This is a genomic window from Paenibacillus lutrae (assembly GCF_009757775.1).
In the GTDB taxonomy this organism is placed as follows: Bacteria; Bacillota; Bacilli; order Paenibacillales; family NBRC-103111; genus Paenibacillus_F; species Paenibacillus_F lutrae.
Genome location: NZ_RHLK01000009.1, coordinates 75,398 through 88,457, shown reverse-complemented (window position 1 = coordinate 88,457; position 13,060 = coordinate 75,398). Strand labels below are relative to the sequence as shown.

The 13,060-nt window shown below is 45.9% G+C and carries 16 protein-coding genes; 3 read left to right on the top strand and 13 right to left on the bottom strand.

The window, feature by feature from the left end; genetic code table 11:
• Positions 1–2: 2 nt before the first annotated feature.
• From EDM21_RS16030 to EDM21_RS25055, 12 genes are all read right to left on the bottom strand, one after another.
• A complete protein-coding gene (locus EDM21_RS16030; protein WP_157337021.1) occupies positions 3–920 on the bottom strand; it encodes a Gfo/Idh/MocA family protein in 918 nt (305 codons plus the stop codon).
• Between the two features lie 12 nt (positions 921–932).
• Positions 933–2,171, bottom strand: coding sequence for a DegT/DnrJ/EryC1/StrS family aminotransferase (locus EDM21_RS16025; protein WP_157337019.1), 1,239 nt, complete (start codon positions 2,169–2,171; stop codon positions 933–935).
• Positions 2,164–3,939, bottom strand: a complete 1,776-nt coding sequence (locus tag EDM21_RS16020; protein WP_157337017.1) for a polysaccharide deacetylase family protein — start codon at positions 3,937–3,939, stop codon at positions 2,164–2,166. The genes EDM21_RS16025 and EDM21_RS16020 overlap by 8 nt, the downstream gene beginning before the upstream one ends.
• A gap of 278 nt (positions 3,940–4,217) precedes the next feature.
• Positions 4,218–4,667 carry a hypothetical protein gene (locus EDM21_RS16015; RefSeq protein ID WP_157337015.1) on the bottom strand — a complete coding sequence of 150 codons (450 nt, stop codon included), beginning with the start codon at positions 4,665–4,667 and terminating at the stop codon, positions 4,218–4,220.
• A 37-nt stretch (positions 4,668–4,704) separates the two neighbouring features.
• Entirely contained in the window at positions 4,705–5,034 is a 330-nt protein-coding gene (locus EDM21_RS16010; protein WP_157337013.1) for a hypothetical protein, read from the bottom strand.
• Between the two features lie 537 nt (positions 5,035–5,571).
• Entirely contained in the window at positions 5,572–6,393 is an 822-nt protein-coding gene (locus EDM21_RS16005; RefSeq protein WP_157337011.1) for a sigma-E factor regulatory protein RseB domain-containing protein, read from the bottom strand.
• An 18-nt stretch (positions 6,394–6,411) separates the two neighbouring features.
• On the bottom strand, positions 6,412–6,918 hold the full coding sequence (locus EDM21_RS16000; RefSeq protein ID WP_166542046.1) for a hypothetical protein: 507 nt from the start codon (positions 6,916–6,918) through the stop codon (positions 6,412–6,414).
• A 204-nt stretch (positions 6,919–7,122) separates the two neighbouring features.
• The gene (locus EDM21_RS25405; RefSeq protein WP_338043999.1) at positions 7,123–7,602 is read right to left on the bottom strand and encodes a restriction endonuclease; all 480 of its coding nucleotides are present in this window, start codon (positions 7,600–7,602) and stop codon (positions 7,123–7,125) included.
• Positions 7,577–8,107 carry a restriction endonuclease gene (locus EDM21_RS25400; protein WP_338043998.1) on the bottom strand — a complete coding sequence of 177 codons (531 nt, stop codon included), beginning with the start codon at positions 8,105–8,107 and terminating at the stop codon, positions 7,577–7,579. Before EDM21_RS25400 ends, EDM21_RS25405 begins: the two co-directional genes overlap by 26 nt.
• A 49-nt stretch (positions 8,108–8,156) precedes the next feature.
• Positions 8,157–8,840: a nuclease-related domain-containing protein gene (locus EDM21_RS15990; protein ID WP_157337008.1), complete on the bottom strand. Its 684-nt coding sequence runs from the start codon at positions 8,838–8,840 to the stop codon at positions 8,157–8,159.
• A gap of 194 nt (positions 8,841–9,034) precedes the next feature.
• A complete protein-coding gene (locus tag EDM21_RS25060) occupies positions 9,035–9,190 on the bottom strand; it encodes a hypothetical protein (RefSeq protein ID WP_235918227.1) in 156 nt (51 codons plus the stop codon).
• Between the two features lie 19 nt (positions 9,191–9,209).
• Entirely contained in the window at positions 9,210–9,362 is a 153-nt protein-coding gene (locus EDM21_RS25055) for a hypothetical protein (protein WP_235918226.1), read from the bottom strand.
• Between the two features lie 107 nt (positions 9,363–9,469).
• On the opposite strand from EDM21_RS25055, the gene EDM21_RS15980 reads away from it, so the two are divergent.
• The 3 genes from EDM21_RS15980 (at position 9,470) to EDM21_RS15965 (ending at position 11,078) form a co-directional block, all read left to right on the top strand.
• Complete coding sequence (locus EDM21_RS15980; protein ID WP_157337006.1) at positions 9,470–9,697, top strand: helix-turn-helix domain-containing protein; 228 nt, start codon at positions 9,470–9,472, stop codon at positions 9,695–9,697.
• 389 nt (positions 9,698–10,086) lie between these two features.
• Entirely contained in the window at positions 10,087–10,308 is a 222-nt protein-coding gene (locus EDM21_RS15970; RefSeq protein WP_157337002.1) for a helix-turn-helix domain-containing protein, read from the top strand.
• Between the two features lie 581 nt (positions 10,309–10,889).
• Entirely contained in the window at positions 10,890–11,078 is a 189-nt protein-coding gene (locus EDM21_RS15965; RefSeq protein ID WP_420850670.1) for a type II toxin-antitoxin system death-on-curing family toxin, read from the top strand.
• 1,247 nt (positions 11,079–12,325) lie between these two features.
• On the opposite strand, the gene EDM21_RS15960 is transcribed toward EDM21_RS15965, so the two are convergent.
• Positions 12,326–12,778: a hypothetical protein gene (locus tag EDM21_RS15960; RefSeq protein ID WP_157337000.1), complete on the bottom strand. Its 453-nt coding sequence runs from the start codon at positions 12,776–12,778 to the stop codon at positions 12,326–12,328.
• Positions 12,779–13,060: the final 282 nt, after the last annotated feature.

The window sequence follows — 13,060 nt, the reverse complement described above, 5'->3', positions numbered from 1 at the left end:
CGCTAAGACCGCAGCCGGACCGGCTTACCGCTCAACCGGCTTTCGTTGGCTGCTTCGATAAAACGGATGATTTCCCATGTCTCATCCAGCGTCACCGGAGACACTCCCGTATGGAAAAAGGGCATGATCTGCTCAAGCAGGCTGGCATAATACGGCTTATCGTGCGCATAAACATCGACCGGCCGGGAGCCCTGCTCCCTATGCACCATCGCGCCGAAGGTCATGTTACCGCAGCGGTTGCCCCGAATCGTGCCGATGCGGCCATCCTTCCATGTACCTGTGACGACATCATGATGCTCGGTCATCGCAGCCGTTACTTCGGAGCAGCCCGGCCCCATAAACGTATACAGCATCTCCACACTGTGGATGCCGTACCAGAATAGGCCCGGCTGCGTCGGCTGCAGCTCCATAGGGCCGTAGCAGTCCGCGCCGATAATCTGTCCGAGTTCATCTGCAGCGAGCGCCTGCCTCACTCCCTCGGCGAACCGGAGAGCGGAGCTGCTCATGACAGGCACAGCGCTCTCCTCCGCCAGCCGGATAATTTCGGCTGCCTCGGCGGCGTCCACCGTGAACGGCTTATCAATAAATACCGGCTTGCCATAGCCCGCTATCCGGCGGAACTGCTCCAGATGCACGCGCCCATCGACGGATTCCAGCAGTATGGCGTCACACTGCCGGGCCACCTCTTCCGGGGAGTCTACAATCTGGACGCCGTACTTCTGCCGCAGCTCATCCGTGAAGCCCTGTACCCGGGAGCGGCTCAGCTCGAAGTCGCCGGAACCACCCGGGTATGCTGCGGTGACGATGCCGCCCTGCACATGATAGCGGTGACTCTCCTGGCTCAGCAGCTCGGTAAACGCTGCCGCATGCGAAGTATCCAGTCCGATGATGCCCAGCTTCAGCTTGCTGCTTGTGTTCATAAGCCCGCCCTCCTATCGTTTCCCGTAGAAGGAAGCGACCTTGTGAATACCCGCTATCATCTCGCCGATGTCCTTCTCCGTATAAAATTCATTGACCGGCAGCCGCACCGCCGTCTGCAGAATGCTCTCCGCGTTCGGGCAAAGCCCTCTTTCATACGTCATTCCGGTCAGCTCGAAAGGATAATGAGAGTCCGGATACGCCGTTCTATTCTGGAATAAAGGCTGCATATACACCACATCCGGAATGTACCCTTCCATATTCGGAATCCCCTCCGCTTCAAGCGCCTTGCAGAATTCCGTACGAGTGCAGCTCAGTTCGCTGAGATTCAACCGGAACATGTAGAACCAGTACGTGCACTCGTTGCCCGGCTCCACCACGTGAGGCTCAATCCCGGGGAGGCCGCCGATCTCCGCCGTAATACGGTCACCGTACTGCTGCCTGCGCTCGCATATACTCCCAAGCTTCTTCAACTGCGCAATACCGACCGCGCCCTGAAGCTCCGTCATCCGGTAGTTCGGCGCCAGATGGTGCAGATCGCGCTGGACGCTGCTGCCGAAGCGCTGGTAGTTTTTATCCGCAAAAGCATGCGTCACATGATAGTCCTTCTCATCTCCGGAATTGACCGTCACCAGCCCTCCATCTCCGGTCGAAATGTGCTTGAAATCATTCGTGCTGAAGCAGCCGTAATCGCCGATCGTGCCGACCAGCTTGCCTTTATACTTCGTCAGATAGCTTTGCGCGCAGTCCTCAATGACCTTAAGCTTGTGCTTGCGGGCAATCTCCATAATCGGGTCCATATCAGCCGCATTGCCTGCCAGATGAACAACCACGATGGCTTTGGTCCGCCCGGTGATCCGCGCCTCGATTGAGTGCGGGTCCATGTTGTACGTATGCGGGTCGAGGTCGGCGAAGACGGGAATCGCGTTCTGGTACAGAATGCCGATCAGCGTCCCCTGATCCGTAATCGGGCTTGTAATGACCTCGTCCCCGGCCGTTATGCCGGCCGCTCCAAGCGCCACATGGATAGCAGCAGTCCCGGAAGACGCCGCCACACTGTAGCGGACACCGTATATTTCGTTGAAGTCATGAAGAAACTGCTTTACTTTGCCGCCGAAATGATAGAAAAGCGTATTCTGATTCAGCGCCTCCACAAGCTCCGACACCTCTTCGAATCCGAACCGCTTGCCCGTTCCAAAAGGCGTCGTCTTGACCTTACTGCCGCCGTGAATCGCTAATTCTGCTCTATTCATCCGTATTCCGCTCCTCCCAAGTGCTGTGCTCGACTTGCTTGATACAAGGAATGCCGTATCGGTATACAATCTCATTGGATTCTCTGGGTTCTCTGGGTTCTCTGGGTTCTCTGGATTCTATGGCTCGGGATTCTCCGGGTTCAATGGTCTCCGCAGCTTCGCTGACCGGCAGCCATACCGCCAGAGATTCCTCTACGCCCGCACGCTCCAGCTGAACCCGTCCGGATTCATCTATGCCGGTCACCTGTATCTTTCTTCTCGCCCGCTGCCAGTCATTGATTTGCTTCGAGGTCCAGAATGTGAATCCCATCTGACTCGCTTGCTGCACAACCTCGCGTATGGCTTGGCGCACCGGCTCCAGACCGTGGATATGAATCTGGTGAAAAAGAAAGTGCCCCACGCCCCCTACATTCGCAACTTGTTCCAGAAAAGGCTCAATCACGGACGTATCGGACAAGCTGGGGTGGTTCATGTCCTGGGTCAGGAATCCGATTTCCAGCACATCGTATCTCCGGTTCCCCTCGTCACACCAGGCGATTGGAAAATACGGGTGGCACGTCCCGAACAAGAATCCCACATTGCCCCGCTTTGTCGGTCCTCTTGTCTGATCGGCGGCAACGCCGTTCGCCTCGCACCAGCGGAACAGCTCTCCCCAGCCTTCATACCTCGTATAGTGGTTTTTGCTCGAAGTGACTTGTTTCACCCCCGTCGCCTCCTGCATCCACAGCCGCTGGCGCGTGAATTCCTCCAGACTCCAAATGCCGTTCTCCTGCTCCAGAGCATTGTAGTGCAGAGCCAGCTCGTGCCCCTCCGCCTGTACCCGCTCATATACTTGAGCAGAATAACCGGGCTCGATCATGCACCAAGTGGACGGGATCTTCAGTTCCTTCAGAACGTCCAGCGTGATGATCGCTCTTTCGTCCTCATTAAAATCACTATCGAACGAGATCAGCGCCACCCGCCCCGTTCCCTCCGGCCAATAATCCAGCAGCGGAAGCGACCGTCCCGTCGCCAGTGCACACCGAATCAGATGAGACAGGAGCATCTCCCTCCAATAATCCGCATGAGGATAAGCAAAATAAGGCATTCCCGTCGCCGTCCTGCTGCGGTCCCACTGCCAGTCGAAACTGATTTCGTCATCCGCTTTCAGGATACCCTCATCAATGTTAGCGCTTCCATCTGGAGCCGGAATGCCGTCCTGGTAGACCGGTCCCCTCCCTTGCTGCAAATAGACAACCGTGGCCGGAATATCTACCGCCCATCGATGAATCGTCCCTTTGCCGACCGCAAAGGAGTGCAGCACCGGACCGCTAAGCTCGCCATGAGGCGAGGCTGCGTGCAGTTCTCCGTGCGCCGTGCCGGAGTCTTCCTTATCCGCGTGCCACGGCTGAGCGGATAAGCACCGCAGAGCCGCCGGCACCGCATGGAACTCCGGCGGCCGGGCATAACACGTGCCCGGACGCGCCCCTTGCGTGCAGCCAAGCCGCTTGGCAAACGGTCCAAGGCCGCCGTAGGAGATGAGCGTCCCCCCGGCTTGCGCAAAATCCCACAGCAAGTCCGCTGCCGCATCGTTCTCCGGTACGACCGAAGCAATCACGATATCGAACATGGAAGTGTCCAGCGCGCCGCTGTCCGCGATCACCGTAAACGCTACTCCCGCATGTTCAAGAATTTCTTCTATGTAACACTCGAACACATTCACGCCGCATTTCTGGCGCTTCTTCACCGTCGCTTCATCGATAAGAACGCCTAACCTCGCCAGCTTCATCCTGTCACCTTCTTCTTATCAGTTACACGTATTGTACCGAACCCCGGAAGGACATATAAGAAACTCCATTGACCGATTTGAAAATATTTTGACCTTTGGAGGCGGATTGCAAAATAAAAAAGACAACTCTGAAGAATTCAGGGTCGCCTTTAGGGGAAACAATTCACTATTTAGTTAATGATTTGTTCTGTTACTCTTGGGGCCTGCTATTAGTCCAGGGAAAGCTCACTTCACTCTTCATTCACTTACTTCACTTCCTTCATTCATTCGCGCCTCACTCACTGTTTCATTGTTTCGCTGCTCCTTACTCTTCGTCTATTGCGGAGATCCTTTACCTGCAAAGACAACCAGAGCAATAAGGAAGGTACAAGGAAGAACCAAAGTGTTCCAGCAGGATTCGGAGAAAATTGAAAAATCTGTGCGAGCACGAGGGAAGGTACGTTATACGCTAAAAAAATCATCCAATTAAACCCCATCTGACCGGGAACCAGCCAGCAATACAGTCCGATCAATAAACCAATCAGGCTCACCAGACCCACAGAGAGAAAATTCATCATCCCCATGTTCTTAGGTTGAAGAAATTGGTAACCCAGCAGAAAGTATGCGGCAAAAGCAAGCAGCACTACAACAAAGAGGTACACCGGATTACTCTCCGCAGCAATAAGAAGAACCGACATCAACAGAATGAACAGATGGATTCCAAGCGAAATCAGATTGTTACGGATCATCGTTGGGCCTCCCAGGGTCTATTTAACCAGTTGCAGCTCATTTTGTCTTTTTATTCGGTACTCCGTATTTTTCCGGATCCGTTAAATAATCTTGAACGTTCAGGGTAGTACCGCTATATCTAAACGCTTTGCCCGCTTGATCATACTCGAATATTAAAAGCTGGCCTGGTATTCCCGTACTTGTTCCATCATCCCTTACAGCAATAATGTTCGGTGCAACTTGAATCATATCATTTCGGACGATTGTCGTAGAAGGAATGATTGGGCTGGGGGGTACCATTGTCTGTTGAGCCGGTTTAAAGGCAATAACGACTAGAGAAATGAATATTCCCAGTAAACAAAACTTAATCAATAAATTGTTTTGCACGCTTTTCTCCTTATAGTTTCAAAAGTTTTCCTAGATAGACCTTTATGGTTATTACGGTAAAAGTTGAACCCACGTCTAGACAAACTATATTCCTGTAAAAGTCATACATTTAGACTTGTGAAACCAACAGAACTTACCGCTTTGATTTTCTGATTTTCACCAGATTGATAATGAAAGCGGAAGTCATACATACAATAACGAGAATATAACCAATTGAAGGTGCGTTAGGAGTTATTCCTTTTCCCCAGATTCCAAATAATATAGAAGCTACAGCTAGTAGGCACAGGACAGTTACCCAATTGTTCTTCATCTCGATCCCCCTCTACATAAACTCAATAACGATCTATAGATTTACATATAATTTTAACATAAAAGGAGGATAATGTTATAATCGTACTATTTTTCATAACATCTGTATAACATGTATAACAAAAAAGAGAGAAGCCGTGTATTCCTGCTCCTCTCTTCATTTCACTCTTCAAAGTCTATTATTAATCACTTCATCCGGTTTAGTATGAACACTAAACTCTTACACTGCTATTTCGCCTTTTTTTCTACTTGGATGGAGTTGTCTTTCCATCCCGCAGGAACTTGAATTTGCAGCTTTTCACGGTCAATCCCTTTATCAAATTCAATCGAGAGAACTTTAATCGAATTAGTGATTTTACCTTGCTGATCTTTCTCTTCCAGCTTTAACATTACACCAGTCTGTGTGTCCACCCAAAATTTAAATTCCGTAGCCCTATGCTTTTCAGCCATCATGCTGTCCAACTTTCCTTGAATAACTGTAGCGCTGCGTCCCAGAATAACTTCTTCCCCCACTATTTGATACTTCGCCGGGTCCACTAACCAAAAAGCATAATTCTGCGGAAAGACCACTTCATGTGCTGCAAAACTACCAGCAGGATCTTGTCTATGAATATATACGGGCTTTCCCTCTGCATCCTTGTAAGAACGCTTCTCCGAGCTCAAAGATTTAATTTTAGGAAGTTTGACCTTACTAAAAGACTTTTCCTGTTCATTCAAACTCACTTGATTTACGCCATCTGAAATAACCTCTGTTACAGCTGATTCATTTTTATTTTTTATTTTCACATAACTGCCTGGGTTTTTTCCTTGCTGAATATTGAATTCAACAATTGAATCCTGTTTTAACGGTTCCATATAGACATGATAGGACCCTTTAACATTTTCATACAGATCAATGGAATTCAACATTTTTTCCTGAATACTCAAAGATGCAGCATTAACTTTATTCAATGAAGAACTTGAGACTGAATAATTTGCAAAAGTTCCATATGCAGAACCGGACACAACAATTACGGCTGCAGTTACACCGATTAACCATTTCTTTTTCACCCTAAAACCTCCATTTTTTTAATAAGCTAACCTAATTCTATCAGCACCTGTTCTACTGGAAAAAGTAGAGTTGGGGTAATAATCCAATGATGATAAGGTTACTGTAGCAGTACCATAATCCCACGTCGTTCCTACATAATTCCAACCCGCCGGCGCTAAATACTGATCGATAGAACCGACATAATCTCCACTCTGCCAATACTGAGCCTTTCTGTTATCAAACTCACTACTGTATAAATAAACCTGTAAATCATACCACTTAGCTCCATCTGTGGGAACTGACCACTCATAATCCGTTCTTGTTGTATTCCTTACTCGGTCAGAAACTCTATGGTCATTAGCCCAACTATTAACGGTATATCCTGTATTGGACTTATACACCCAATCCATACTACTCATATTAGAAGGACTTGTGGTGCAACCCGAAGCTGCATCATTATCACAATATATAAAATTAGTAGGTGCCGCAAACACTGTTGGGACAATACACGTTGTAACGGCGCAAGTAAAAAACAAAGCCTTCAACTTCCTTAACCTAACCATAAAATTCTCCAATATATTAAATTTTCTGCAACAACTTATATGTTACCATATTAAACATTTTTATCCAATATTTTTTTATACAATCCATCACTCATATATAGAACACAATCATGTAAACAAAGCTATCTAAAAGTTAAATTTTCTTATATCGCACTTACAAAAATTAAAGCACTCTCTCAAGAGTACTCATACATAAATTCTCTTCAAAGGAACCAAAGCTTGCTTATCCACCGCCATCTTGTCGTACCACTCGTTAATCAGCTCAACGATGCCTGCCAAATCCACCAGCTTGACGCCATTATGCTGCGCCGCGGTCCTGGCTGCCGCCGTAAAACCACCTGTAGACACGAACAGACAACTCGCTCCGTGAGGACTTGCCCCTATGAGCTGCCGCACCTCGGGTCCGCCGCTGGCGGAACGTCTGTGCTTGACCTGCACCTTGATGATCGGCTTCTCGAACCCGAACGCATCGCGATGAGCCAGAACGTCCACTCCCCCGTCAGGGCCTTTTGGGCTGACCTTTGTTTGATAACCCATCGCTTGGAGCAGACCTGCGATCAGCTCCTGCATATCCCACGGATCAAGCTTGTCCACCCGGTCTTCAATCAACGTCTTCGCTTGTTCTACAAACGCTTCATTATTAAACTCCGCCCGCCTCTTGCTCATCTTGAACGGTAGCTTCCACCGATTCGGTGTGCGTACCGCTAAACAACCCTAAGAGCTCCTGCTTCCAATCATCCACCCGGAAAATAGTCATGGTGCCGCCAAGCGTATTCTTGGCCCCTTGTGAGAGCAAGTCGCGTGAGATTCGTTTAGATTCCCAAGCAACCGACATCACATTGGGATACAAAGGATCGATATCCGGTCTGTGTTCAGGCTTTTGGGTCACTCTGCCCAGCAAGTACTCTCTGGTTTCTCTGGAATAGGTAATCACCCGATCGTTCAGGACAAACTCATTGTAATACCGCCAGACTTGACCCGCCCAAGAGAGCCGCGTCCCCGGCTTCTGGTCCGCATAGATCACATGACTATGTTCAACAAACTTCTCTCTGAATGCAAACTTCCTGGGATCTCCTAAATGCGGCCAGCCGATCGAAGCAATTTTATTCGCTTGCCACTCCGGAATCAACTCGTTGTTATCTCCTGCGCGTACCATCCACCATTTGGTCATCTTTGTATACCCCCGTTTGTAAAATGTAGCTGCTCGTATCTAACGAATACTAAGCTTTTTTGCTTTTCGCGATATGCTCGGCTCTAATCCTGGTGTCTGTAATATTCGCTGCCGCGACCAGCTCGTAAATCCTCCTAATATCCTTTTCCAAAAGCGGCGGTTCCGGATTTTCTGCCTTCATGCGAACCATCTTTCGCTCGATAAACTCTGAAATCTCAACATCATACACGATAAGTTCATCGGACTGAATCTTCCGCAGCTCCGGATCTATGCTAAACCGGCACCGCATCGTAAACGAAATCACCGAAATGAACTTCATCTGCTTGTAAGCCGGAATTTGCAGCTCTACCGCTTTGATATGCCCGTAGTTCTGCATCAGCGGATTGTACATTTTGAACCGGTTGCTTACACTCCAGTACCGATCCTTACGCTCGCCCTTGATCTCTCCGTTGTAATTCTTCGTTTCAATGACAAAAAGCCCATAAGGAGAAATGACCAAATGATCAATTTGGGAGTACCCCGACCGTGACTTGGGATTCATAATCAGCAGATCGCTCAGATAACGGCATTCCTTTGGAAGCTGATCCAATTGAATATTGATTTTGTGCTCCCCCAGTTCCCCGATCCGGGTGGCTTCCATTTTGGGTCGTCTCGCGGCGGGTGCACGTTTAGCTTTCTTTTGGGGTGGTTCCGGGGCTGGCTTGGCAAAAAGTGCCCGTAGTTTAGCAAACATACGTATCTCCTCATTCATAAAACGATATAAGACATCATTCGCTAAAATTCCATGGATTTCCTTTATTGGAGGGTACAAAACAAAATAAGCCTAGGTCCCGATACCTGTGCGGTAATGAGAACGAGGCTTTGAGCAGTATATGTGATTGCGAAACTTTTCCTTTTGGTTGACTAAGAGCTAACATGACCTGCCAGTCAATCGTTATAAAGCTGGGACATAATCTTGATGCCGTCCTGCACTCCTTTGACGTAAATCCACTCTTTCTTCATGTACTCCAAAGCCAGTTCCTTGTCCTGCCACTCTCGGAAAAGCGTTTGCTGGTCGGGTTCAAGTGACTGTAATAATTCCATTTCTAAGACATTGAGCTGTTCAGTCGCTTTTCACAAAGAGCCCCGAAATAAACAAAATGATCCCTAACAAGGGGAGAATAACTTCCTTGTGTTGAAAAGCCGTCGAAGCGTCGGCCTCGTCTGCAAGCTTATCGAATCGGTGGATTAGGGAGTTGTTATGCCAGTCAGTCATGAATAAATTACCTCCTGCACCTCAAATTATACGCAATAGCGTGCCAGATAAAGATTTATTATATGTTACGTTTTTGCGTATAGATAGGCTTTAAGGAGGGACTTTTTATGTCTAAGAAAGTTGTAATCAAAATTGCCTCACTCACCAAGAAAAGAAACATCTCTTTACGAGAACTATCTCGTTTGTCCGATGTAAGACATGCCGCTCTAAGCGAACTTTCCAACGGCAAGCGCACCAACATTAATTTCAGTCACCTAGAAAAAATCGCCGACGCACTTGGCATCAGCGATATAAGGGAGATTATCGATTTGGTTGAGACTGCCGACAAAGATTAAATCTAACAGTCATTCGCTGTAAAGCTGGGACAAAATCTGGATACCGTCCTGCACGCCTCTAACGTAAATCCACTCTTTTTTCATGTATCCCAGAGTCAGTTCCTTGTCCTGCCACTCTCGAAAAAGTGCTCGCTGATCGGGTTCAAGAGAGTGTAGAAATTCCATTTCTAAGACACTAAGCTGCTCTGTCATAGGTTGAAAAAACATTGAGGTCTCGGTCTCATCTGCAAGCTTATCGAAACGGTGAATTAGGGAGTTGTTCCGCCAGTGAAGTGAGGACATGCATAAATTACCTCCAGCAACTCAGATTATACGCATTAGCGTACCAGTTCATTATTTATTATATGTTACGTTTTTGCGTATAGCAAGGCTTGAAGGAGGATTTTTTATTGTCTAAGAAAATTGTAATTAAGATTCCTGAACTCGCCCAGAAAAGAGGTATTTCTTTACGAGAACTATCCCGTTTATCTGATGTAAGACATGCCGCGCTAAGTGAGCTTTCCAACGGCAAGCGCACCAACATCAATTTTAATCACATAGAAAGAATCGCCGACGCACTTGGCATCAGCGATATAAGGGAGATTATTGATTTGGTTGGGAATGGAGAGTAACTAACATTTTGGTAACTTCTTAACCTTTAACTCTGAGTATATTTATTGGTACTATGGCGTATGCCCTCCTAATTGTAAGCATAACTTTTTTTATTCTTTATTTATGCTGGGTAATAGTAAATAGGAAAAAACGGTAATACCTCAAAATGACAAGCTAGTTCCTGTTCATCAGGTGCTTGCTTGTTTGATTTCCTATCATAACTGGAAATAACCTTAAAGTAGGAGGTATTGGATCATTAATAATTAATGTCAACTAACAGATGCATGGTAGCAGATTGGTCTGGAGCAAGGGGATACCGTACAAATTGATGTTAATCAAGCCAGCCAGGAGATTGTCATTAAAAGAGCGACCAAAGTATCGTTGCCCGAAGGCATCAGTGCGGATTTCTTGGAGAATTTATCTGAGGTGATTAGTGAATATGAGAAGACCCCATAGCTAGAAAGATCGATGAGTACAATCATCCTTTATAACCGTTCAAAAGGTTATCGCTATCTCAATGTCCCATGATACAGAGGTATAGTCCAGGAGAGCAAGTCAGAGTCAAAACCTCCAGTTTGCTTGATTCAGCCCTACACGCCCCCTGTCCTCGACATTTGGCAAAGATGCATATCCAACGATTTGGAACAAAGCTGCTGCGTTGTTTGAGCCTCTCGGCCAAAACCATCCTTTTCAGAACGCCAATGAAAGAACCGCGTTTACGGCACTCCTTATCTTCCTGCGTTATAACGGATACCACTTCAAAATGCCTCCTAAAGCCACGGAAGATTAACCGAAAATTACGACGTTCATCTCCCTGTTTTCACTCGCTCCACGAATGTAATCAATGCATACCCAAGCCCAAACACCAGGCCAGTGGCAATAAAAAACACATAAAACAAGAACGATTCCGCCGAGAAGGGACTTCCGCCTCCAAAAGCTGCAAGTATAAATAAGGTTGGAAGAACAAAAATGAACGCACAACTTAGAGGATAAAGAATGAAACGCAAAAGTCCCGTTTTTATTTTGGATGTAATATAGGAACATATCACAAGATAAATGGGAACCAAGATGATTACATACGCAAGTCCCGCCCAATACTGAACGGCTCGCAAGTCTCCTTCACTCATAGTCTGCTCCCAGACTAACCACAGAACAAGTTGATAAGCCCACAAACCAGCATAATAAGACAATAGACTATTCAATGCTAGAAGAAGATACCTACTAATTTTCATTCTGTCACCTTCCCATTGTTCGTTATGAAAAAATTGACTCTATCGATCGGTTTTGGTAATAAGTCAATTGTATGCTAACGGGCTGTGGGGAAGTAGTTCTAACTTTTATAGTACCTGCCTGCTATAGAAACAGTTATAATTGGGTGGGTAAGGGCATAGTCATGGCGGACCAATAGGAGCAAACGTTGCAAAATATTATATATCTCCTTCCAACACATGGTTTGCACCAGCAAGGAATGACATTGAGATTTTGATAATGCTTACTCAGATTATAGGGTTGCTTACACAACAGTGTAGCTGAACTAAGTGTCTCAGCTTTCTAAGATTTTCTTTCATTTCTGGTAAGCACTTGTACAAAAAAAATGATCCGTTCCCGGATTTGTCCAGTCGGATCACTTAACGAAGCTTGTTCCCATTTAAAATTTGTACCACGATTGATAGATACAGACTGCTGCTAGAACAAAAAAGATCAGAGATATGACCCGATTCCTCCTAAATTTAACCCCATATGCGACAAAAAAGACAGCCGCAGACAGTTTGGCAAAGCTTGAATAATAAGTGTTATCCGAGAAATAAGAACTGCTAAAAATAACGGTACTAAGTAAAGTGATGATGATTAGTATTTTAAACCACCAAGGCTCTTTAAGAAATTGCCGGACCATCCACTTTATCCTTTGCATGAAGCCACTTCTCCTCTACGAACTTGAGATTACCTAATTTGGACTTTTCTTATATATTAAATGGAACAAAGCATTTTGGGTCCCCGTCCATTTTAGAGATGCATTCCTACATTAATATACGTAACTTACTTTTTAACTTGTTTTAAAAAAAGCTTGCCATCGACTTTCTTAATTTCAAACAAAGCATCACCACGTGATACAACTCCACCACTATTAGTAGTCACTTGAATCTCTTGTATAGATGGCATGGACCACTCTTTAATAATTTTATCATTTTTTATAAACAACAGCTTCTGATCATTTTCATAATCAATCAACATTTCGTCATCTTCTACTGCTTTTTTACCTAACATTGTATTAACTTCTTTCCCATTCGTATAGGATCCGATATGTACAAATTGATCCCAGTCAAAAGGGTAAAACGATGATAGATCAACTGATTCCTGCTGCTTTTTTTCCATTTCACCTAGTTTAGTCGAAAAATATACATTTGAATATATCTCCCCTCCATATCTGAGGGATGTATAAGCAATCAAGCCTACGAGAATAAACAAAACAAAGTACTTTTTCTTTTTCATATTACTCCTTTGCAAAAATAAATTTTAGCACTGTACTAAGAATGTATGTGCCAAGAAATAAAAAGGATGTCCGCAGTCATTCTTGACGTTGCCTTTAACAACAGTAAGTTTTGCAACGGTATTGAGGATGTTAGTAAGTTTTGTTACGAAAATAATGCTTGAGAGGGAAAATAGTCCACATGAAATTCAAGTAAAATTTAACGAGAATCTTCGTAATGGTGTTCAAAGAGCTGTTATGGAGGTCTCAGTAAAATGACGTGATATCATTTGAGGTGAAATTGT

Excerpts from the sequence above, each read along its gene's own strand:
- EDM21_RS16030 (WP_157337021.1), bottom strand. The coding sequence starts at position 920 with ATGAACACAAGCAGCAAGCTGAAGCTGGGCATCATCGGACTGGATACT.
- EDM21_RS16025 (WP_157337019.1), bottom strand. The coding sequence starts at position 2,171 with ATGAATAGAGCAGAATTAGCGATTCACGGCGGCAGTAAGGTCAAGACG.
- EDM21_RS16020 (WP_157337017.1), bottom strand. The coding sequence starts at position 3,939 with ATGAAGCTGGCGAGGTTAGGCGTTCTTATCGATGAAGCGACGGTGAAG.
- EDM21_RS16015 (WP_157337015.1), bottom strand. The coding sequence starts at position 4,667 with ATGATCCGTAACAATCTGATTTCGCTTGGAATCCATCTGTTCATTCTG.
- EDM21_RS25405 (WP_338043999.1), bottom strand. The coding sequence starts at position 7,602 with ATGAGCAAGAGGCGGGCGGAGTTTAATAATGAAGCGTTTGTAGAACAA.
- EDM21_RS25400 (WP_338043998.1), bottom strand. The coding sequence starts at position 8,107 with ATGACCAAATGGTGGATGGTACGCGCAGGAGATAACAACGAGTTGATT.
- EDM21_RS15990 (WP_157337008.1), bottom strand. The coding sequence starts at position 8,840 with ATGTTTGCTAAACTACGGGCACTTTTTGCCAAGCCAGCCCCGGAACCA.
- EDM21_RS25060 (WP_235918227.1), bottom strand. The coding sequence starts at position 9,190 with ATGGAATTATTACAGTCACTTGAACCCGACCAGCAAACGCTTTTCCGA.
- EDM21_RS25055 (WP_235918226.1), bottom strand. The coding sequence starts at position 9,362 with ATGACTGACTGGCATAACAACTCCCTAATCCACCGATTCGATAAGCTT.
- EDM21_RS15980 (WP_157337006.1), top strand. The coding sequence starts at position 9,470 with ATGTCTAAGAAAGTTGTAATCAAAATTGCCTCACTCACCAAGAAAAGA.
- EDM21_RS15960 (WP_157337000.1), bottom strand. The coding sequence starts at position 12,778 with ATGAAAAAGAAAAAGTACTTTGTTTTGTTTATTCTCGTAGGCTTGATT.